Annotated in this window: 17 protein-coding genes and 1 riboswitch; of the genes, 10 read left to right on the top strand and 7 right to left on the bottom strand. The window is 45.5% G+C overall.

Annotation, left to right across the window (positions count from 1 at the left end; all coding sequences use genetic code 11):
* Window positions 1–61 precede the first annotated feature (61 nt).
* The 6 genes from RBK99_RS07535 to RBK99_RS07510 form a co-directional block, all read right to left on the bottom strand.
* On the bottom strand, window positions 62–3,751 hold the full coding sequence (locus RBK99_RS07535) for an SIR2 family protein (protein WP_317503977.1): 3,690 nt from the start codon (window positions 3,749–3,751) through the stop codon (window positions 62–64).
* A gap of 517 nt (window positions 3,752–4,268) precedes the next feature.
* The gene (locus RBK99_RS07530) at window positions 4,269–4,610 is read right to left on the bottom strand and encodes a LytR/AlgR family response regulator transcription factor (protein ID WP_110014382.1); all 342 of its coding nucleotides are present in this window, start codon (window positions 4,608–4,610) and stop codon (window positions 4,269–4,271) included.
* A gap of 2 nt (window positions 4,611–4,612) precedes the next feature.
* The gene (locus RBK99_RS07525) at window positions 4,613–4,990 is read right to left on the bottom strand and encodes a hypothetical protein (RefSeq protein ID WP_110014383.1); all 378 of its coding nucleotides are present in this window, start codon (window positions 4,988–4,990) and stop codon (window positions 4,613–4,615) included.
* A 122-nt stretch (window positions 4,991–5,112) separates the two neighbouring features.
* Complete coding sequence (locus tag RBK99_RS07520; RefSeq protein ID WP_110014384.1) at window positions 5,113–5,673, bottom strand: tyrosine-type recombinase/integrase; 561 nt, start codon at window positions 5,671–5,673, stop codon at window positions 5,113–5,115.
* A gap of 475 nt (window positions 5,674–6,148) precedes the next feature.
* Window positions 6,149–6,649 carry a cytochrome b/b6 domain-containing protein gene (locus RBK99_RS07515; RefSeq protein ID WP_110014385.1) on the bottom strand — a complete coding sequence of 167 codons (501 nt, stop codon included), beginning with the start codon at window positions 6,647–6,649 and terminating at the stop codon, window positions 6,149–6,151.
* Window positions 6,650–6,729: 80 nt separating this feature from the next.
* Window positions 6,730–8,706, bottom strand: a complete 1,977-nt coding sequence (locus RBK99_RS07510; RefSeq protein WP_317498263.1) for an LTA synthase family protein — start codon at window positions 8,704–8,706, stop codon at window positions 6,730–6,732.
* Window positions 8,707–8,815: 109 nt separating this feature from the next.
* Here RBK99_RS07510 and RBK99_RS07505 point away from each other — a divergent pair, with 109 nt between their 5' ends.
* From RBK99_RS07505 to RBK99_RS07485, 5 genes are read left to right on the top strand one after another with little or no spacing between them, the layout of a single operon-like run.
* Complete coding sequence (locus tag RBK99_RS07505) at window positions 8,816–9,178, top strand: diacylglycerol kinase (protein ID WP_110014387.1); 363 nt, start codon at window positions 8,816–8,818, stop codon at window positions 9,176–9,178.
* Window positions 9,166–9,861, top strand: a complete 696-nt coding sequence (locus RBK99_RS07500) for a phosphatase PAP2 family protein (RefSeq protein WP_110014388.1) — start codon at window positions 9,166–9,168, stop codon at window positions 9,859–9,861. The genes RBK99_RS07505 and RBK99_RS07500 overlap by 13 nt, the downstream gene beginning before the upstream one ends.
* Window positions 9,842–11,425 (top strand): phosphoethanolamine transferase, encoded by a 1,584-nt coding sequence (locus RBK99_RS07495; RefSeq protein ID WP_110014389.1) that lies wholly within the window; start codon window positions 9,842–9,844, stop codon window positions 11,423–11,425. Before RBK99_RS07500 ends, RBK99_RS07495 begins: the two co-directional genes overlap by 20 nt.
* Entirely contained in the window at window positions 11,406–12,071 is a 666-nt protein-coding gene (locus tag RBK99_RS07490) for a response regulator (RefSeq protein ID WP_110014390.1), read from the top strand. The genes RBK99_RS07495 and RBK99_RS07490 overlap by 20 nt, the downstream gene beginning before the upstream one ends.
* Window positions 12,068–13,453 (top strand): ATP-binding protein, encoded by a 1,386-nt coding sequence (locus tag RBK99_RS07485; protein ID WP_110014391.1) that lies wholly within the window; start codon window positions 12,068–12,070, stop codon window positions 13,451–13,453. Before RBK99_RS07490 ends, RBK99_RS07485 begins: the two co-directional genes overlap by 4 nt.
* Before the next feature lie 38 nt (window positions 13,454–13,491).
* On the opposite strand, the gene RBK99_RS07480 is transcribed toward RBK99_RS07485, so the two are convergent.
* Window positions 13,492–14,049, bottom strand: coding sequence for a manganese efflux pump MntP (locus RBK99_RS07480; protein ID WP_110014392.1), 558 nt, complete (start codon window positions 14,047–14,049; stop codon window positions 13,492–13,494).
* A 38-nt stretch (window positions 14,050–14,087) separates the two neighbouring features.
* A riboswitch (yybP-ykoY riboswitch) is annotated at window positions 14,088–14,225 on the bottom strand.
* A 125-nt stretch (window positions 14,226–14,350) separates the two neighbouring features.
* On the opposite strand from RBK99_RS07480, the gene RBK99_RS07475 reads away from it, so the two are divergent.
* The 5 genes from RBK99_RS07475 (at window position 14,351) to RBK99_RS07455 (ending at window position 21,323) form a co-directional block, all read left to right on the top strand.
* Window positions 14,351–14,692 (top strand): hypothetical protein, encoded by a 342-nt coding sequence (locus RBK99_RS07475; protein ID WP_166649039.1) that lies wholly within the window; start codon window positions 14,351–14,353, stop codon window positions 14,690–14,692.
* 72 nt (window positions 14,693–14,764) lie between these two features.
* Window positions 14,765–16,015 carry a TolC family protein gene (locus RBK99_RS07470; protein WP_317498264.1) on the top strand — a complete coding sequence of 417 codons (1,251 nt, stop codon included), beginning with the start codon at window positions 14,765–14,767 and terminating at the stop codon, window positions 16,013–16,015.
* 3 nt (window positions 16,016–16,018) lie between these two features.
* Window positions 16,019–17,164, top strand: coding sequence for an efflux RND transporter periplasmic adaptor subunit (locus tag RBK99_RS07465; RefSeq protein WP_054490611.1), 1,146 nt, complete (start codon window positions 16,019–16,021; stop codon window positions 17,162–17,164).
* An 11-nt stretch (window positions 17,165–17,175) separates the two neighbouring features.
* On the top strand, window positions 17,176–20,373 hold the full coding sequence (locus RBK99_RS07460) for an efflux RND transporter permease subunit (protein ID WP_317498265.1): 3,198 nt from the start codon (window positions 17,176–17,178) through the stop codon (window positions 20,371–20,373).
* 62 nt (window positions 20,374–20,435) lie between these two features.
* Window positions 20,436–21,323 (top strand): cation diffusion facilitator family transporter, encoded by an 888-nt coding sequence (locus tag RBK99_RS07455; RefSeq protein WP_317498266.1) that lies wholly within the window; start codon window positions 20,436–20,438, stop codon window positions 21,321–21,323.

Here is a 21,323-nt window from a genome sequence, read left to right as displayed (position 1 = left end):
TAAAAAACTGGATAAAACCGGAGCTTAGATAGTCTAATTAAAGCGGAATACATTCTCTAGCCTAAGTTTGTTCAATCAAGCTAGTCAACCTTAAAAAAACTCGATCACTTACAAGGTTTGCATCTGTATTTTCAATGATGTCAAGTATTTGGGCCAGTTCATACGGAACACCTTTCGGATTATTAGGAACAATCACATCGAGTAAATTTAATACATCAGCAGGATACTTTATTGTAAGAGGCTCTTTTCCCCTAATGCCCCTACTAAAGGAATGAAGCCAATGATTTCCGCTTTCTACCGGTACTAAAAACTTTCGAACTGAGCTGAGTACTTCAGGAAATTTGTCGTCAGTATCGTCTAACAAAGACACCCACGACGATACTAGTTTGGATGTTCTAAGCTCACGCTCTCTTGGCCAAACTGTATTGACGAAAGGAATAACGTGTTCAGACCAACCGCTCTCTTCACGCTTACCTATCAAACGTAGCCGAAATATTGCATCTTGACGGTTTTTTTCGTCCATATTACGCAGACAAATACGAGCTTCCTTGCCGTTCAACCCATCCTGTTTTCCACTTCGAAATATTGAAAGTTCAACCACAATCTGAGCTGCTACAGTTGAAAAATGTTGAGCCCAACTCCATTGATAAATTCTTGGAAATAGTTTCAGCACTAAGGGCTTAAGCAAAACCCCAATTTCATAAGGTGGAAGCTTTGCTGCAGACAAATATCCATTCCACGCGGGCTCTGATAAATTATGCTCAAAACTAAACCAAGGAATGACCCGCTCCTTAACCCATTCAGGATCTAGATAGTGCAGCCAGCATATCTGCCGAGTTAAAACTGCAACAGCGTGATCTTCACCCTCCCCAGGTGCGGAAGTTAAATGCTCAATTCGAAATTTGAGTTCTTCTGGTATTCCTACCCCTTGCTTTAGCTTCAACGAGTTCAGTGTATTAAGTAACCCTTCCATCACTTGGCCAACGGGGCCGTTTATAGCATGCTCAATAGTTCGCCTTGATTTTTCAATAACTTCACCACCTCTACGAACTTCTCCTAACCCACTGCGTGTAGCCTGCCCTTCTTCAGAGATTAGCCCAGAAACCAGATGATCAAAGGTACTCCATGCGAGTGCTTCATCAAATTGAAAAGCCATAGTTAGCTTTTTTTGAATCCATCGCCCGACGGGGTTTCTTAACTCACGAATAGCGTTATAAGGTAAGTTACTTAACCTGTGAAGGAATACACAGAATAGCCGAGGGGTGGTTTCGTCTGGCCAATCACTAATTAAAGTAGACCAAAAAGCTTGGGGATACTTATTCCGTCGGCTCATGTGTGACAGAGAGGCAAGTGCCTTCCGTGGATTAACTTTCACTAAACCAGTAAAAGGGCGTCTTTCTGTGTCGCTGTCAAAATCTCGTTCATATACAGCCTGTGCACTCTCTACTACTTGTGTAACTGGTAATTCTATAACTGTATCAGGCGCTTCATCCGTACCTATACTTCTAACGGAACTAACAGATTCTTCAACAAAACTCCCCGCCAAGCCATCATTCCATCGAGGTAGCTCTGAAAGCATATTGTCTAAACGCGATGTTTGACTCTTTGACAGCTCTTTACCTTGTAGAGTAAGCCAGCGCGAATAGCGACACGCTATTTCCTTACTGAGAGTCGGATATTCTTCATCTGACTCGTCTGGTCCGTCAAGTAAGCGCTCAGCTAATATCTGTCTGCTCTTAACCGAAAATCCTTCCCATCTGTCTCTAAGTAGAAATAACAGCTCTCTACGTGCATCGTGATCCCAAAAGCTTTCCTGCGAAAGCGCCATTAAACTGTCGACAACCTCTTCAGCCCCAAATAACTCTGCGTGGTTAAGTGCGAAAAGTCTGAGCTTTCTGAAGTAAAAACTCTCATCAATGGGCCAAGTAGTTACATATGCTTTGGCCTTTTTTGGATCGTATGAGATCATTCGAACAAATAATTCAACGTACCAATTAAACATTGCATGAATGTCGTTTTCTTCAACGTCGACTTTTCGCTCTGGGTAACATGTAGGAACTAAAAAATAGATTGCCTGCACATCCAATAAAAGCCCTTCACTTCGACGAAGATGTGACTCAACAATACGCAGGACTGGCTCCAAAGTTTCATCAGGTAGCTTCAACTCATACCTATCAGGAAACTTTACCTCAAAGCGAGCAACTTCCTGTGTACTAGTTTCTTCCCAGTCTCCTGACGGAGGCTTCGAAGCTCCAATGCCTAGAGGTCGTTGTAAGAATAATACTGGTGCTGTTGCGGTTTCGAAATCTCTTAGCACACTTTGAGTCCAACCCTCATTCTCAATTCTATCTTTAATTTCATACCAGTCACTATTCCAACAAAAGTTTCGGCTATCGGATTGATATTCGAGAATAAGATTCCAACTACGACGCGCCTCAGGATGAAGCTCATGATTTCCTCGCAACTCTCTCTTAATAATATTCTCAAGTCGCGGGTGAAGTCCTTGTTGACGGGCGGCCCACCACGCAACAATAGGGCTATCTATATGCTTCGCAAGCCAATTGGAAAGATGGGCTAGCCTTGGGGGCATACTTTCTAAACCTGCAATTTGACGGCCTCCAAGTCTATGGGCATTGGTGGGATTGGTGTCGCCTCGTCGCCACTCGAAAATATGGTCATGCTCCCAATTCGATTGCTTATCTAACTCCGAAGATCTAGGAGGGTCATCATCCAATCCATATTCTTCAAAAGGGTCAAACTTTTCAGCGCCTTCGCCGTACCTCCTGCTTTCTTTGGCCACGCGACACAGAGCATCAAAAACGCACAGCCATTCTGGCGGCGGCGAAGGCTCTGCCATGGCAAACAGTCTAGCCCCTGGTGTCGTGCGTACTAAATGTGTAACCTGACCTCGCTCGTGGGCAAACAGCTTACGAGGTCCTTTCCTTGCTGTATCAATAACATTGGCTCTCCATTGCCGTTGGTTTTCTGCTCGTTCTGCCCATGCTGTGAGACTTTCCCAAAGACTAGGATAATCTTTGCAAGCTATAGGGGTAATGCCTCTATCTCTCCATTTAGCTTCAATATCTTCAGGTTTTCCTTTATCAAAAGCATAAAGATTTGATCTATCCGACCGCCCATCGTGATTTAACCCCTGGAGGAGATACTTCACCGGTGGATCTTCGGCTTGATAACCTATTAATACAACTGTGTAGCTTTTAAGCAGCGAGCGAATGAAATTTGTAGCCCAACCCTCTGATAAATATGCTCGCCCGAAGTCTGCACTACTAAGGATATATGGATGGTTCTCAGTCTTCGGATCTTGAAGTCGTCCATGTAAATAGATGATCCCTGTTAGCGGAACACCAAGACTTATGTCAGGAAAGGCAGGAGGTTGATAGATCTCTAGTTCTCCGTCGTTAACTGATTTCTCAAACAAGAGATCAAAGTTAGTAGTGACGATTTGAGGCTTACCCTCTTGGTCCGACGAAATTCTAGCAATTACACTATGTTCTGTACTTTTCGCTCCATCTACTCGATAGTTCCATAACCGCTCAGCAACCAACTCATTAACTTCATCCCGACCATATTCCTGATGAAGAAGATGAAAAATCTGGTCGAGAGGAGTTTTTGAGCGTTTGCTTCCGCTCTCATTTTCCTCTATCCATGGTCTAAACTCTGACTCTACAGCCGACCCTTTAGGCGGATCGAAAAAATCCATCACATACTTTGCAAGATTGTAAAAGTCTGGCATGCCAGCGCTTAGAGAGACTCCGGCCCCGCACAAAAAAACTACTTGCCCCCGATCTCGTCTCTCCAGCAACAAGTCGGGAATGTTGGGTCCTTCCGAAAAAAAGCGCATCTACTAATATTCCATTTTCTAAGTAAGTCACCTGCTCTATATTTAGCCAAAGTTTCATAGAACGACATAAATCATGTACTAAAGACATGAATTCTAGAGCTTTCTCATCATGTCACTATAGACTTGCATGCAGCAATCGCAAGAAATATTGGTCCTAAGCTTAACCTAGCTGCAGTTAGCTTAACTTGATGGAAAAGGACTTCACAGTACCCATTCTAAGCCGCATGGGGTTCGTGAAACTCACAATAGGCAACCATATAACGGTAGACATCCGAAAAAGCTAAAGGATGGTCAAGTCAAGTTTGGTATCGAGGCGCCAGCAAATGTCCCTATCATGCGTGATGGCGCTGTTAAAGGAGCCCCTAAGACAAAAAATAAGCCCAGGGTTAACCTACCCTGAGCCTATCCCTTACAAACCAATATCGAGCATCAGCTGGCGCTTATAATGACTTCCCAACGGAAGCACGGTCTCATCAGCTAATTCCACTTCCTGGTATCGACCTAACTCTGATAAGAGCTTTCTCAATTGGTCTCGCTTTACGATGTGACTGCGATGGATGCGAATGAATCTATCGTCCAGTAATTCCTCCATGTCAGATAGCGTTGCTCGATGCAGCACTCGCTCGTTGCCAAAGTAGATCTTTACGTAATTACCAAACGCTTCCACACGTTCAATCGACGCAACAGCAACAAAGCGAACCTCACCTGGTCGCATTTTAACGCCAATAATGTTTCGTTTCATGCTAGCCATAGTTAGTCCCTCTCCATGACCAAATCCGCATCAATGCTGTTACCACCAGCCAGCTGAATCGATGTTCGCCCCTTAATCGAGTAATCGTTGTAGATAGCGAATAGCAATGTCGAGCTGAGACCAATCGCGATAATTGCAGTGATCAGCGACCCTGTAGATAGCGTTCCGATAATACCTGAGCCCCAGCCCAGCGGATTCCAGAAATTGGTAGCAAAGACGCCTGCAGAGCCAATAGCTAAAGCAAAAGCTCCAGATGAGGCTGACTTAACCGTTTTCACATCATCAGCCAGTGACGCGCTTTTTACAGCAATTGTTTTATCCCGCCTTTCGATGGCTAGCTCTAGTTCCGACTTGGTATGAACCACCGTTACATTCGACATAAATGTTCTCCTAATTGACAGTTAATTAACTGCAGCCGTAACTGCCATTAGGTGATATAGGTTTTAATCTCGCTTGATTGGTACTTCGGATGGACGACACAAAAAATAGGGGCCCTCAGCCCCTATAGCTCTAATTCAGCAAAGTCACGGTCAACATCCTCCTGAGTAATGCCAATATAACGCAGCGTCACAGCCTCAGAGCTATGACGTAGCATCTTCATTACCCTGGCGATGTCGTTTGTGTTCTTATAAAGGTGATAGCCTCGGGTCTTTCGCATTGAATGAGTTCCAAGTTTAATGCCAACCTCCTCTCCAATCGCCGCGAACGCCCGCGAAACGTAACGGCGGCTAATCGGGGCCTCGTCCAAGCCTTTAGACCATTGGTTTCGATAGGATTGAAATAGGTAAGTATGATCTGGATGCTCCTCTTTAATGCGAGCAATAATCGACCGTGCTTTGTCGTTCAATTTAATCGTTGCTTGTTTCGACGTCTTCCCTTCAACCAGGGTCAGACGCTCATCGTTTATGTTTTCAAACTTGATAGACAGTAAATCTGAAATCCGTAACGCCAGGTTCAAGCCGATATCCCAGACGTCGGCAATTTGCTGACCGTAGGTTCGTTTGAGAAGGTAGCTAATGAGCTTCACGGTATCCAGATCTTTAACCGCTTGTACTTCGGCCATGATCGAGTTCCTTTTTTGCTGTAAAACGTGATTTTGAGTACTTAAGAGGGTATAAAGGGGGAAATAGCCCGTTTTTAGTGAGTTTGCTTGTTCCCGTTATTGCATTTTGGGAACATCGTCTTTCCTTGTGCTTTACGCCCAACGAGATGATGTATGTTTCAAATATTTAGAGGCTGATTCGAGAAGGACTCCTAACGTTACTAATTCTAGCTAAACGAATAAGGAGCTTTAATTGGCTGACTACATAAACAAAAATATTCTAAGCCAAGCATTCATTCACGTTGAACCGACTTCTCTTTACTCAAATGAAGCTATAGTGGCCTAATTAATTAGGTAGCCAAATCAACTATGCCACTACAAACCAATTAATTTCAAAAACTTCTGCATCAATGGTACGGAAGTGTTAGCCAATTGATTGACCAGTCAAACTCGATGACTGTGGGCATGCCTAACGACATGCTCCTTTTTTAAATTATTATTGCTCAGAATTTACCAGATATTCAAAAGTAGCTGCCAAGATGTGTATCGCCAGTAAAACAGGCAGTAGATACAAGCCAAACAGTTTGTGTACTTCTTCCGCAGGTTCATGAATAACTTTTAGTGCCGTTAAGTCAAACTGAACGCTAAACCAGTTAAACACGACTACCGCTTCATTTTCAGTAAAAAGATAAAGCGGACCAGTTATAACTAATACCACCAAACTCAACAGAATAAGATAATGAACACCGCGCGCAATAATTCCTTTTACATCCATCGAATGTGTTTTCGGAAAACCCTGTTTTAGGCGGTAAGTTGTTCGCCACAACAAAAACCAGAACGCAAAAAAACCGATGCTAATATGGACTGCTTTTAAAAAACCTTCGGTACTTTCTTCAGCAGCAAAAAGCATCATATAGCCGAGCGTGAGCATAACGGTCACAAGAATAACCGTGAACCAGTGATTAATCTTTGATAAGCCAGAGTAGTGGGTATTCATAAAGCCCCCTTTTGATTGTCAGGAATCATTATGAATACCCTTTATTAAGAAAATCTTAAGCGACCAGACTAATAAGCACTCTAGTTGAGACCTTCCGGCACAAAGTAAGCCCGATTTTGATACAGCCAGGATGGCAACAACGCATGTGCCAGTGCCTCTTCGTGTAATTGGCTATTCGTCTTATCATCTGCGACAAAGCGGTTTTTCTGAACGTCGTAATGACCCGTCATATCCTCGCCCGGCGTTAATATGGCCACGCCCTCGTTAGTCATCCACGCATAATTACTACCAAACTGCATCATCGCACGATTAGCGGGTGGTACATCTTTTGCTGATAGATCCTGCCCTATTGCCGGGGTCCAGGCAGAAATACCCGCAAGCGATATAACGGTCGGTAATAAATCAATTTGACTGGCTATTGAGTCGATTTCCCTGGGTTGAATCGACCCACCCAAAATAAGTCCGGGTATACGGAATTTATTAATGGGCACTAATTCGTTGCCGTAGACACGCGTATCATGGTCAGCAACAATCAGAAAAATTGTATCCTCCCAATAGTCACTATTTTTAGCCTTTTCAATGAACTGACTCAAAGCAAAATCAGCGTATTTCACGGCATTCTCAACCGTATTTTTTGGCTTTGAATAAAGCTCAATTGCATTGTCAGGAAACTCAAACGGCTCGTGGTTTGAAGAAGTGAAAACTAAACTAAAGAAGGGTTGTCCGGCTTTTCCCAGTTCTTCCAAGCGCTGATGCGCGGTATTAAATAAATCGCCGTCACTTACTCCCCAACTACCCAAAAATTGTGGATTAGTGATGTCACTTTGCCCCAGTGTTGACTGAAAGCCGTTGCCGATGAAAAAGGTTCCCATATTGTCAAAATGTGTTTCACCACCGTAAATAAACTCGGTGAAATAGCCTTTACGCGACAGCAAATCAGCCGCTGTGTAAAAGTTTTGCTGCGACAAGGAGAGTTTTACCGTGCTGCGTGCAGGTGTCGGTAAAAAGCTTGAAATGACCGCTTCAATGCCACGAACCGAACGCGTTCCCGTCGCGTATAGTTGCTTAAACCACCAACCTTCCTGCCGCAACTGTTCAAGGTTTGGCGTCACACCAATGCCACCTAAATCTTTAACAAAAGTAGCCCCCAGACTTTCTTCCAGAATAACAACAATATTCTTCGGTTTATCGTAGTTACGGGAAGCGGTATTAAAATGCACCGTTGGGTATTGCTCTGACGGAAAGGTCTTCGCGACTAAGTGAGGTTGTTTTTTCGCGGTATTGAGTATTTGCTCGATTGAGGCACTACCATAAACACGGGCAGCACTCCCCTCGTGGCGTATATTATAAATTGCGTATTCCACCGAATAAGCTGAACTAATAATTAAACTATTCACCAATGCATCAGAGGTCACCGCGAAAAAGGCCGGGTTAGCCGGCCGATGCGCCAGGGTTGAACGAACCCCCGCAAAAACAAGAATCACCAATACCGGCCAGACAATCAGCGAACTGACAATGTGTTTGTGCCCAACGCCGGTTGATCTATTCAAGCACTTTGCTAATTTAGTTAACCCATATAAAAAGCCAATCACAACCACACCGCTTAAAAATAACCAGGGTTTAAAACCGCCCCAGAGCGTACTAAACACTTCTTTGGGGTATGCTAAATATTCAATAAACAAACGGTTAGGCCGCAAATCGTACTGCATAATAAAGGCAGGCGTTGATATCTCCATAAACGCAATATAGGTAATAGCAACAATCAGCCAGATGCCCTGAATTTTCTGCCAAAGCCCGACACCCCAGCGGTTTAGAAATAGCGGCGCCAATAACAATAATGGCAGTGTCAGATACCCCATCTGAACAACGTCAGCCCTCAATCCCATCATCATCAGATAGCCAATATTTCCGGCCTCTGTTACGCGCTCATGCTGCCAGATAAAGAGCAGTAGACGGCTGACACTCAAAATAATTAACCCAAGCCCAAACCCGGTAATCAGCGTGCGATAGTGCGCTAACGACCTTCCCCCTCTCTTTAGCAAATAAACATTATGCATTAACAATCCAACCCAGTTTTGATGATGGTTTGGATAGTAAACGGGGAACCTTAAGCTGAACTTAATATTGGTTGCTTAGGATGCAGTTTTTATCGTGACAGGAATCATCATGAAACCAGGTAAAATCGGAATAATCCGAATACTTCATGCAACTCGGTATTCCATAAAAGGGCTTAAGGCTGCATGGCTTTTTGAAGCGGCGTTCCGTCAAGAAGTGGTACTGGTCATTTTATTAGCGCCTATTTTAATTCTGGCACCGCTGGCGCTAATAGAGCGACTAATAATGTTTTTGTCTCTGTCCGGCTTGCTCATTACTGAATTGCTTAATTCCGCTGTCGAAGCTGTGGTCGATCGCATCGGTGAGGACTTTCACGAACTTAGCGGGCGCGCGAAGGATATTGCGTCGGCTGCCGTATTCCTTGCCATCCTTCAGTTCATCATCGTTTGGGCAGCGCTATTATGGCCGTTTTGAAAATGACAACGATCTGGCAACGTTGGCTGTTTACGCTACTAATTTTTATTGCTGTATTAACAACGGCAGAATTATTTGATCTCAAGTTTTTAGTTGCCAATAAACTCTATCAACTCGAGGGTTTTCAGTGGTCACTTAAACACCACTTTGTTACTGAAACTATTTTTCATGAAGGTGTGCGCAACCTCAATCTAATCGCAGTCATTTCGCTATTAGCCTTGACCTTAGTCCAGTTTTTTCCGGGAAAAAATCACTCTCAGCGGCGTCGCTATGTGCTGCTGCTCTTATCCCTTTTACTGTCTTTTGGCTTGGTTAATTACCTCAAGGCCACTCTGGGTATGGACTGCCCCTGGGATCTGCGTCTATACGGCGGCACTAAACCCTACGTTAATTTGTGGTCGTTAAGTGACAGTCACTTTAGCTCTGGACGATGCTTTCCGTCGGGGCATTCGAGTATCGGTTTTGCGTGGATCGGACTTTATTTTTTCTGGCGTAAAAACCGCCCCGACCTTGCTAAGACATCGGCCGTTTTGTCACTTCTTGTCGGCTTCATCCTCGGCTTTGCACAACAACTGCGTGGCGCCCACTTCTTCGTCGACGATATCGCCACAGCCTTTATTTGCTGGAGCATCGCGTTATTCATTTTTCATATAGGTGAACAGCATGAAACGACTAACCCTTAATTTTTCACTACTGTTAACGGTCGTTGCGACCTGGTTAACCTTTGCCTACTCCGGCCCATTGTTAAGCGCTTTGGAGGCTTACGGTGTAAAACCATTCACACAGTTTAAGTTAATGGCATTCACACTCTGTTTTTATGCCTTTGTGCTAGCGTTAAGCCGGTTCGTTAATGCGTTCAAGCCACTGGCGATTATTTTAATGATTGTGGCTGCACCAGCCTCATTTTATATGTTGCAATACGGCATTGTTATTGACCCCGACATGCTTATCAACACCATAGAAACCGATCCGGCAGAGGCAGGAGACCAACTTTCTACCGGTTTTTTTATCACATTAATAGCACTGGGTATCGTCCCTTCTTTATTGCTGGTGTACATAAAAATCCCCAAAGCAAGACCGCTAACACAGATTAAACAGAGTCTTGTTGCAACAGCCTGCTTCTGCTTTTTAGCGGTTGGTATTGCTTATACAAGTTATGACGACTTTGCCTCCTTATTTCGTAACCATCGGGATATAAAATATCGGATCGCACCCTTCAATGTCGTCTCTGCGAGCGTCTCAGTTGTAAGACAAAAGCTCGAGAAGCCGGCTCAGTTTACCGCTTTGGGGCAGGACGCAGTGCAAACTAAAGCCTCGGAAAAACCAAGAATCATGGTGGTCGTATTGGGCGAAACGGCACGTGCCGATCACTTCTCACTCAATGGCTATGATCGGCCGACAACCCCCATGCTCTCGGAACTGGCAACATCAGAGCAACTCTTGAGCTACAAAGATGCTATGTCATGCGGCACAGCCACGGCTGTCTCTGTTCCCTGTATGTTCAGTTTTTTAACGGCTGATAATTATTCCAACGCCGCCAGAAGTTCGAGTAATGTATTAGATGTTTTAGAAACCGCCGGTATCAATGCGACCTGGATTGAAAATAACTCCGGGTGCAAAGACGTCTGTAACCGTATTAATACCATTGTAATGAATGAAAATAGGTGTGGAGAAACGGGCTGCTACGACTTTGATATGCTTGATGAATTGAAATCCTGGTTACAAAACATCACTCAGGATTCAATCATTGTACTTCACCAAATGGGCAGCCACGGACCAGCATACTACGAGCGTTCACCAGAAAAACTCAAACGATTTTTTCCGGAATGCAAAAGCCGGGAATTAACGAACTGCACAAAAGACGAAATTATAAATGCCTACGACAACAGCTTATTGATAACGGACCGGCTCGTCAGTCAGGTCATTAGGTTGTTGAGGAGCCACAACGAGCTGGACAGCAGCATGATGTATGTATCCGACCACGGTGAGTCCCTAGGTGATAACGGTATCTACCTGCATGGTTTACCGAACTGGTTAGCCCCTAAAGAACAGCGTCATATTCCATGGATAACCTGGCCTACAAAGACATTTGAAATGACGAAAAATAATTCAGATGCCGATATTAGCCATGATAATTTCTCGCATACTGTATTGGGTTACTTTAATGTAGAAACGTCACTTTATAATGCAAACCTTGATTTAACGCAGATTAACGAGAGATATGCGAATGCGTCTACTACTCCTTGAAGATGACAAAACCTTGGCAGAAGGTATCATTAAAGGCCTGAACCGTATGGGTTATGTTGTCGAACTAGCTATGAATCTGTCACAAGCGGAAAGTGCTCTCAAAACCGACCAATTCGAACTCGCAATCTTTGATCTCGGCCTACCCGATGGTAATGCGGTATCCCTCATCAAAAAGCTCCGCAAGGCAGGCCAACAAGTTCCTATTGTCGTGCTCACCGCTTGGGATGACATTGATACGAAGGTGCTGGCACTGAATGAGGGAGCCAATGACTACGTTGTAAAGCCATTTGAACTGCGTGAGTTAGAAGCCCGTATTCGGGTTCAGGTACGAAAAGCAAACCAGCAATTAAACGATGTTATAATCTGCGGTGAGCTCAGTGTTGATATCGCATCACAACAATGTCGTTTCCGCAATAAAGTCATCAATTTGACCCGGTTAGAATGGTTGTTAGTTAAACAATTAGCATTACATATGGGCAGAATAGTGAGTAAAGAGCAACTAGAGAGCGCATGTTATGGTTGGAATGGTGATAACGAAAGCAATTCGTTAGAGGTTCACATTCACCATTTGCGCAAGAAACTGGATCCTAGCCTGATAACCACCATCCGGGGTTTAGGCTATCGATTAAAAGACGAATCATTATGAAACTTTGGTCGCTTCGCCGCTCATTGGTTATTGGCATTAACTTAGCTGTAATTGCGGTATTAGCGATTACAGCCTGGACCAGTTATCGGGATATCCTGCACGAATTGGATGAAGTTTTTGATGCGCAACTCGCACAAACCGCAAAGTCGCTAGCAACATTTTATACACCGTCCCCGGAAACTCACTCAGTACCCAAAAGAATCCCGATATCAAACTATGATGATACCGGTGAAGACGAGCCCGCTAATGAGAGGGGCCCTAGCGGCCATAAGTACGAGTCAAAAATCGGCTATCATATATACAGTGCCAATGGTGAATTGTTGGCTTTCACCAATCAGCTCCGGGTACTACCACTTAAAAATTTAGAGGCTGGCTACCATACGTTAGAGAATGATGCGCAAACATGGTTTATTTACAGTTATTTCTCAGAATCTAAAGGCATCTGGGTGCGCACTTTTCAACGACAGGATGTACGCAGTGAGCTAAGTGGCTACCTGGCTTCAGAACAACTATACCCGCTATTATTGATGTGGGTTCCTATCAGCCTAATTATACTCTTCATTATTTATCTTGTACTGAAACCCGTTAACAGATTTGCCTTAGACTTAAGAGCCAGAGCGTTAAATAACCTGTCTCCAATTGAGTCCGACCTGCCCAAAGAGTTGATCCCGATAAAACAGGCAATTAATAAACTATTACATCAAATTAAGATGTTTTCAGAGCGGGAAAAGCGCTTTATTGCTGATGCGTCACATGAATTGCGCACACCGTTAAGCGCCATTCAGGTACATGCGGAAAATATTATTCATGCTGAATCTCTGGAGGATTCTAAACAGTCCGGTAAAGCTATTTTTCATGCCGTAGAGCGGATGTCGCATTTAGTTAATCAACTCTTGCGTTTAAATCGACTGGATAGTTTGGATAATTCTGCCGACTTTGATGAAATTGAAATTAAAACCTTGGTTTCCTTAGCGATTGATAGCCTACCCATCAATCAAGTCGAGGACTACCAATGGCAAATCGGTGTTCCCACAATAAAAATAACGTGCAATAACGCGTTAATAGTCAGCGCATTGACCAACCTCTTATCCAACGCAATGAAATTTTCACCGGCAGACTCCACTATACAAATAGAAGCGGTTGATACATCGGCAAGCATTATTATCAAGATAAGAGATCAAGGCAGCGGTGTGCCCGCCGAAATAACTGAACAAATGGGAGAGCGTTTTTATCGATTCCGCGAACACACTAATATCGCCGGCTCTGGTCTGGGGCTGTCCATCACCTCGAAAATAATACAATTGCACCATGGCAAGATATCATTTAACAATATCCAGCCATCTGGGTTTGAAGTGCAGATAGAGCTACCAAATTCAGATTAGACAGTGAAATTATAGCGTTATCCTAATAAACTCTTTTCTTATATGTGGCTTAACAAGATCCAAAAACCCACTCCAATTAAAGTAATCCCGCCGAACATTTCTGCCCAATGACCTATTACCGCTCCAACAAAGCGCCCTAACATCACTCCCAAAGTAACCATAAGGGTTGTAGCTAAACCGATAAGCACCGCGGCAAGCCAAATATTCACATCAATAAAGGCCAGGCCTACACCAACTGCCATGGCATCAATGCTGGTGCCTAACGCCGTAAGAGAAACTTTAAAAAACGATTGTCTGGAGGGTTTGTCTACCTCTTCTCCGCCGGGTCTAAAGCCTTCATAAACCATATGTAAACCAAGGGCCAGCAATAAAAAGAAGGCTACCCAATGATCCCAGACTTCAACATAAGAGGCTGCTGATTTACCGACCAACCAACCAATAACAGGGGTTATTGCTTCAATCGTCCCGAAAATCACGCCCATTCTTAGTGCTTCGAAAAAACGAGGACGGTTAAGACTTGCCCCTTTACCGACAGCCGCAGAAAAAGCGTCCGTTGACATAGAAAAAGCAAGTAAAAGAAGAGCAATTAGGTTCATTGAGTTATCTCCGGCTGTGCATTCTGAGTCCACGATATACCCACACGCCCAACCTTCAGCATGGATATATCGATGGTCTCGCCAACCGAGAGGTGTTCGCACCATGGCATGTGGCCAATTATGTTGACACGAACGCTTCCAACTATGGAAACAGGCTACTCCCCAAAGATGAGCTATATTACCAATCAACCTAAGATTTCACAAACTTTGCTCAGCCTCTAACATTGGGAACTCAAGTAGATTCTTGTAAACCCATATTAATTACGTTATCGTTTAATAGCTTTACAAACCAAGGGCTATAATGTTCAGACTGGGGTTTATCATAGTGATTTTGTTTGCGGTTCTGACTCAAATTAGTCAGGCAGTCGCAGACGTGCACCAGTCTCACCAGTCTTCCTCCGAACAGCACCTCAGCTTTGAGCACGACGAATCTCATATTGATAAGGAGGAGCTTCCTCTTAATGGCGATATCAGTTTTGATTGTCATCATTGCTGTCACTGCCACGGTTCATTCCATCTTTATGCAATGAAATCAGAAAAAGCTATGGCGCTCCCTCGTTTCAAAACGTCTCGCTCTGGTTATATTGAAGTTTATTCTAACCCTTTATCTTTACCGCTATTTCGGCCTCCAATCTCCTCATAACTGTTTTAAACGTTGCAACGCAGCGGATCAATTCGAATTATTAACGCAGTAAAATGACCGAGGAGTCTCTCTATGGGTCCATTTTCGACACATAGCAAACGCTTGTTTGTTGCCGCCAGCCTGGCAATAAGCTCAAGCTATGCCCATGCACAGGATCTGTCCGAGCAGTGGCAACAAACTGTTCAGCAACACCCCAGTGTTGAAGCAGCTCAACAGCAGGCTGAAGCACTCATTCAACAGGGCAAACAATTAAGTCAGCCTTTGTACAACCCTAGCTTATCGTCACGCTTAGAGCGTGAGGGTGACATCAATAATTACGCTGTTGGTCTAAGCCAAACGCTGGACTGGAGCACTCGCAATGAAGCAAGAGCCAGTCAGAGTGACGCCATGACGGCTATGGCAGTGAGTATTTATCGCCAGTCGGCGACATCGCATGCTAAAACTCTGTTGAATGTCTATGTGCAATGGCTGGATGCAAAACAGCGTTACGCACTGGCCGAGCAGCAAGAGAAAATCGTTAAACAGGCGATAAGCCTGGTTGCCGAACGACGTAAAGCCGGTGACTTAGGTGCCGTCGACGAACAACTGACGGTACTCGCACTAAGTCGGCAACTGCAACAAACGGCAGCGGCTTATCAACAACTGCAATCCGCTGAAGCAGAGTTGAACGCTCTGCTAACCACGATTGATGTCGCTCAACTCTCCGTGAATGAGGAGCTATTTAACGTTGAACCTGCGTTAACGGCTCGCTGGCAACAACATCCGGCGTTAAAAGCTGCTTACCTGCAATGGCAATTAAAGCGCGCCGATGTCGACTGGAAACGCTCGTTAACCTCCGCCAACCCAACCGTAGGCGTCGAAGCGGGCGAGAGCGATAACGAAACAGTAATTGGCTTATCATTCAGCATTCCACTACAGGTTCGCAATAACTACAGCGATGCGGTGCGCGCAGCCAATAGCGAAGCTGTTGCTGAAGAAAAACGTTTGATTGCACTAAGGCAACAATGGCAAGCAGCACTGAAATCATCTCTTAACAATTATCGCTTTGTGAAAAAACAGTGGCAAAGCTGGCAAAAAGACTTTCAATCTCGGCAGGATGAGTCGATGCAGGTGATTGAACAGTCCTGGCTCGCCGGTGACCTATCCACCACAGACTACCTCACCGCTGTGCAACAGCAGCTCGATAGCCAATTTGCAGGGATAGCGCTGCAAACACAATATCGGTTGGCCGCCATTGAATGGTTGTACCGTTCGGGCGAACTCAGTAAAGCGCTGACGTTATCGCCGTTAAGCCAGCCAACAAACGCAGAGATTGGAGAGTAAACGATGTCAGTAAAACCTTTATACGCAGCAATAGCACTTGCGCTGAGCTTTTCGGTTATGGCGCAGGATGAACACGGACACGACGAAAAAGAAGATACCCACAAGGAAAAAGGCAAACACGAGCAAGGTGAACATAAGGAAAGTGCAGGCGTGGAGCTATCCAGCAAGCAGCTGTCCATGGCGTATATCACCACGCGAACCTTGCAAACTCAAGTTATTGAATACCCGGTTTATGCTCCGGGCGAGGTGGTTGCTAACGACTTTAACAGCTACATCGTGAGTCCGCGCATCGACTCGACCGTGCTCAAACGTTTTGTCAGTATTGGCGACCACGTCGAAAAAGGTGAGCCGCTGGCAACCCTCTTCAGCGCGACCATGGCGGAGGCGCAAAGTCAGTATTTGGTCACACTTAACGAGTGGCAACGCGTGCAGTCACTCGGCGAGTCAACGGTGGGTGAAAAACGCTTTGTCGAAGCGAAAAACGCCTTTACCTCAGCGCAAGCGCAACTCAAAGCATTTGGTATGTCAGCCAGCGACATTAAGCGTTTAAGTAAAGCTAACTACCCTATCGGCGAATACCAACTGACCTCAGAAATTGGCGGGATTGTGGTTAGCGATAACTTCAAGCAAGGCCAGCAAGTTAATGCCGGTAATCACTTGGTTGAAGTGCTGCAAGAAGAAACCTTGTGGGTTAATGCTCGTCTACCAGGCTCAGCTGACCTTAGTGTGCAGTTTGGTGATCCTGTTACAGTGAGTGTCGACAATCAGCGCTTTGCGGCAAAAGTCATTCAGGAAGGCCACACAATAGACCATAAAACCCGCACCCGAACGGTACGACTTGCGGTAAATAACGAAAAGGACCAATTACACCCTGGTTTATTTGCGGATGTTTATTTCTCAGTCAAGTCGGATGGACCGGTGCTTGCAGTTAAGGACTCAGCCTTAATGCGGGCCCCTGATGGTGACTGGCAGATATTCATTGAGCACGAACCCGGAAAGTTTGAACCGAAGAAAGTCGAATTGGTTGATGAAAAGGGTCCGTGGAAAGTTATTCGAGGCGTTAAGGAAGGCACAAAATACGTAGACAACGGCGCGTTTTTCGTTCGCTCACAAATCGCTAAAGGCGGTTTTGACCCACATAACCACTAACAGGAGGTTGTATGTTTCAGCGCATTATTCAGTTTGCTGTCGCCAATCGCCTGTTATTGGTATTGGCTTTATTCAGCATCAGCATTGCGTCATTTTTTGTTATTCCCAAACTTAATCTGGATGCCTTCCCCGATGTTACCAACGTTCAGGTAACGGTAAATACGGAGGCCCCCGGGTTAGCAGCGACCGAAGTCGAGCAGCTGATTACCTATCCGATAGAGTCGGTGATGTATGCTCTGCCCGACGTCAAAGAGGTTCGGTCAATCTCAAAAACAGGTTTATCGGGCATTACCGTAGTGTTTGACGAGAGTGTCGATATCTACTTTGCCCGGCAACTGGTGTTTGAACGACTGCAGGCGGCAAAGGAGTTGATACCCGAAGGCGTAGGTACACCCGAAATGGGTCCTAACTCTTCCGGCCTCGGCCAGGTTTATCAGTATCTGCTACTTGCCGAACCGGGCTCCGGTGTCAGCAGTATGGAGCTACGCAGTCTTAACGACTATGTGGTTAAACTGCTACTAATGCCCGTTGAGGGAATTACCGAAGTCTTGTCCTTTGGCGGTAAGGTTAAGCAATATCAGGTTAACCTAAATCCCGCGAAGTTACTGTCTTACGAACTCACACAGCAAGATGTGATGAGCGCGGTCAACAAGAATAACGGTAACGTTGGTGGTTGGTATATGCCCCGCGGTCAGGAGCAGTTGGTTATTCGCGGCACCGGCTGGTTGGATAGCGGTAAAAAAGGCCTGCAACAAATACGACAAATACCGCTCAAAACCGTTGACGGCGTTTCCGTAACACTGAGCCAGGTTGCCGACGTCGAAATCGGTAGTGAAATTCGCCAGGGGGCGGTCTCAATGTCGCGTAAAGTCGACAGCGAGGTTAACCAGCTGGGCGAAGTGGTGTCGGGTATTGTGCTCAAACGCATGGGCTCGAATACCAAAGCCACCATCGACGGTATTAAAAAGCGCATTCCGCTTATTCAGCAAGCATTACCCGAGGGTGTCACCTTTGAGCCGTATTATGATCAGGCCGATTTAATACAAAAAGCCGTATCTACGGTCGCGTATTCACTGCTCATTGCCTTTGTCTTTATTATCGCAGTATTAGCACTGTTTTTGCTCAACATACGCGCTACTTTTTTAGTGTTACTGTCCATTCCCGTTTCTATCGCCATTGCCCTGATGGTAATGTCCGCAATGGGCATGTCAGCTAACCTGATGTCGCTGGGCGGGATTGCTGTTGCAATTGGTATGCTGGTCGACGGCTCCGTGGTGATGGTTGAAAACATCTTTAAGCACTTAAGTCGCCCGGATAGTGAACACCAAGACGACGCCGAGCAACGCACAGAGCACCGCGACCCAGATCCTCAGGCAGCCAAACTCGATAGCCATGGTATCAAGCTGCGAGTTAAAGAAGCAGCTAACGAAGTGGCACGACCGGTGTTCTTTGCCGCCATGATTATCTTGGTGGTCTTTATGCCACTGTTTAGTTTTCAGGGTGTTGAAGCTAAATTATTTGAGCCCATGGCTATCAGTATTATGTTGGCCATTATCTCCGCGGTTTTTGTGGCCATTATGGTTGTACCGGCATTAGCCAGTTACTTTTTCAGTCGGGGTATTAAGCCTCGTGAAAATAAACTACTTAAACCACTAGATAATGGTTATAAAAGACTATTGTCGGTCGCTTTACGCAGTAAAAAGGCCGTTATTACCCTGGCCGGTGTGCTGTTTGTCGGCGCCTTGGTGTTAGTGCCTCGTCTCGGCACGGAGTTCGCTCCCGAACTGGAAGAAGGCACGATTAATATTCGCGTGACATTAGCCCCCTCCTCTAACCTTGAAACGGCCTTAGAGGTGGCACCTAAGCTTGAAAAAATCTTGATGTCGTTCCCGGAAACCACCTATGCACTCAGCCGCATTGGACGAGCCGAGGTGGGCGGTGATCCAGAGCCTATCAGCAATATCGAGATATACGTGGGTCTTAAGCCGCAGTCTGAATGGACAACAGCATCGGATCGCTACGCCTTACAAGAAAAAATGGAGGCAAAACTCGATGCTCACCCAGGCTTGTTGTTTAATTTTTCACAACCTATCGCAACACGGGTTGATGAACTGCTCTCAGGTGTAAAATCGCAACTAGCCATCAAACTATTTGGACCCGAGATTGACGTGCTGGCCCGTAAAGGCCAGGAAATAGAAAGTGCCGTCAAGCAAGTTGACGGGGCCATTGCGGTAGCGATGGAGCAAATAAAAGGTGAAGCACAACTGGTGGTTTCGCCGAAACGCCAACAACTATCACGCTACGGCTTAAATGCCTCCGATGTACTAAGTGTTGTCGACAATGGCTTAGGCGGCGCTTCGGCAGGGCAGATCATTCGCGGTAATGAGCGCTATGATATTTACGTGCGGCTGGCCAAGCAATTCCGCGATACGCCGGAGTCTATTCGCTCGCTACGCCTGTTAACCCCCTCAGGGGCCTGGGTAACCTTAGGCGAAGTCGCCAACGTTGCAATTGAATCAGGACCACCGCAAATCCGTCGTGATGATGTCCAGCGTCGCGTTGTGATTCAATCAAACGTTCAGGGTCGTGACATGGGCAGCGTGGTTGCCGATATTCGGAAGGCGATTGACGAAAAGGTGGATTTACCAACCGGTTACTCAGTCGACATTGGTGGCCAGTTCGAAAGTCAACAACGAGCACAGGAGCGCTTGTCCATTGTCGTTCCCATATCGCTGGCACTCATCGCCCTGCTGCTTTATTTTGCTTTCGGCACCATGGGTCAAGCCATGTTGATTTTGGTGAATGTACCATTGGCAGTCATCGGCGGTATTGTGGCTCTCTATGTGTCAGGACAGTACTTATCGGTGCCCAGCGCCGTGGGTTTCATCACACTGTTTGGTGTGGCGGTACTAAACGGTGTGGTTCTGGTCGAGAGTATTAACCAGAGAATAACCGATGGGCATGCGGTTAATGATGCCGTGTTTGATGGCGCATGGTCGCGACTCCGCCCAGTATTGATGACTGCAATAACCTCAGCGTTAGGACTCATTCCCATGCTGTTTGCAACCGGTGCAGGGGCTGAAATTCAACGCCCACTGGCTACCGTCATTGTTGGTGGTTTGGTATCAGCTACTCTGCTGACATTGGTTATCTTACCCGTGCTCTATCCTTGGTTTTCGAAACAAAAAATTAAGGATTTAAGCCGTTAGGGTTCAATAGCATTTAAGGGGACGGTTATTGTCGCCCCCTTTTATTAAAAGAGGAACGTATTATGGGACATCACCATAACCATGATCACTCAAAGGACATGCCGTCCAACCGATTAGGTTGGGCATTTCTGCTTAACTTTGTTTTTACCATTATTGAGTTCATTGGTGGTTTTCTTACCAACAGTACCGCCATTTTAGCTGATGCCGTTCATGATCTTGGCGATAGCCTGTCGTTAGGTCTCGCGTGGATACTAAATAAACTTGGCAAAAAACAGGCTAACCAACACTTTACCTACGGTTATAAGAGACTGAATCTTGCCGGTGCATTTATTAATGCCGTTGTGTTAATCGCAGGCTCTGCCTGGGTACTTGTGGAAGCAATTCCCAGACTCTGGAACCCTCTGATGCCCGTCGCTGATGGCATGATTGCTTTAGCCGTCGTTGGCATTACAGTTAATGGATTTGCTGCTTACAAATTGTCAGAGGGCAAAACGTTAAACGAACGCGTTATTAACTGGCACTTGCTGGAGGATGTTCTCGGCTGGGTCGCTGTACTTATCGTTGGTATTGTTTTGCTGTTTGTGGATTGGCCAATTCTCGATCCGCTACTGTCGATTGGTTTTACTATGTTTGTTTTAGTGAATGTGCTGCGCAACCTGTGGGCAACGCTGAAACTCTTCATACAAGCAACTCCGGACAAAGAAACCTACAGACAAGTCGCTGACACTTTACTGGAGCTACCTCATGTTGCTGACCTACACCATCTGCATTTTTGGTCACTAGATGGCGAGGAGCATGTATTAACCGTTCATTTGGTGTTATCTAAAAACCTTGATATCGAGGCCCGTAGCGATTTAAAACAGCGCATCGATGACGTCCTTGCGCCCTATGCTTTAAGCCATACAACGGTAGAACTAGAAGATCCTGATGAAGCCTGTAGGGACAACTGA

The sequence above is a fragment of the Idiomarina solivarensis genome (assembly GCF_033052755.1).
Lineage (GTDB): Bacteria > Pseudomonadota > Gammaproteobacteria > Enterobacterales > Alteromonadaceae > Idiomarina.
Note: the sequence above shows the minus strand (reverse complement) of the source record. Positions and strands in the feature narration are given on the sequence as shown.

Excerpts from the sequence above, each read along its gene's own strand:
- RBK99_RS07535 (WP_317503977.1), bottom strand. The coding sequence starts at position 3,751 with ATGCCAGACTTTTACAATCTTGCAAAGTATGTGATGGATTTTTTCGAT.
- RBK99_RS07530 (WP_110014382.1), bottom strand. The coding sequence starts at position 4,610 with ATGGCTAGCATGAAACGAAACATTATTGGCGTTAAAATGCGACCAGGT.
- RBK99_RS07525 (WP_110014383.1), bottom strand. The coding sequence starts at position 4,990 with ATGTCGAATGTAACGGTGGTTCATACCAAGTCGGAACTAGAGCTAGCC.
- RBK99_RS07520 (WP_110014384.1), bottom strand. The coding sequence starts at position 5,673 with ATGGCCGAAGTACAAGCGGTTAAAGATCTGGATACCGTGAAGCTCATT.
- RBK99_RS07515 (WP_110014385.1), bottom strand. The coding sequence starts at position 6,649 with ATGAATACCCACTACTCTGGCTTATCAAAGATTAATCACTGGTTCACG.
- RBK99_RS07510 (WP_317498263.1), bottom strand. The coding sequence starts at position 8,706 with ATGCATAATGTTTATTTGCTAAAGAGAGGGGGAAGGTCGTTAGCGCAC.
- RBK99_RS07505 (WP_110014387.1), top strand. The coding sequence starts at position 8,816 with ATGAAACCAGGTAAAATCGGAATAATCCGAATACTTCATGCAACTCGG.
- RBK99_RS07500 (WP_110014388.1), top strand. The coding sequence starts at position 9,166 with ATGGCCGTTTTGAAAATGACAACGATCTGGCAACGTTGGCTGTTTACG.
- RBK99_RS07495 (WP_110014389.1), top strand. The coding sequence starts at position 9,842 with ATGAAACGACTAACCCTTAATTTTTCACTACTGTTAACGGTCGTTGCG.
- RBK99_RS07490 (WP_110014390.1), top strand. The coding sequence starts at position 11,406 with ATGCGTCTACTACTCCTTGAAGATGACAAAACCTTGGCAGAAGGTATC.
- RBK99_RS07485 (WP_110014391.1), top strand. The coding sequence starts at position 12,068 with ATGAAACTTTGGTCGCTTCGCCGCTCATTGGTTATTGGCATTAACTTA.
- RBK99_RS07480 (WP_110014392.1), bottom strand. The coding sequence starts at position 14,049 with ATGAACCTAATTGCTCTTCTTTTACTTGCTTTTTCTATGTCAACGGAC.
- RBK99_RS07475 (WP_166649039.1), top strand. The coding sequence starts at position 14,351 with ATGTTCAGACTGGGGTTTATCATAGTGATTTTGTTTGCGGTTCTGACT.
- RBK99_RS07470 (WP_317498264.1), top strand. The coding sequence starts at position 14,765 with ATGGGTCCATTTTCGACACATAGCAAACGCTTGTTTGTTGCCGCCAGC.
- RBK99_RS07465 (WP_054490611.1), top strand. The coding sequence starts at position 16,019 with ATGTCAGTAAAACCTTTATACGCAGCAATAGCACTTGCGCTGAGCTTT.
- RBK99_RS07460 (WP_317498265.1), top strand. The coding sequence starts at position 17,176 with ATGTTTCAGCGCATTATTCAGTTTGCTGTCGCCAATCGCCTGTTATTG.
- RBK99_RS07455 (WP_317498266.1), top strand. The coding sequence starts at position 20,436 with ATGGGACATCACCATAACCATGATCACTCAAAGGACATGCCGTCCAAC.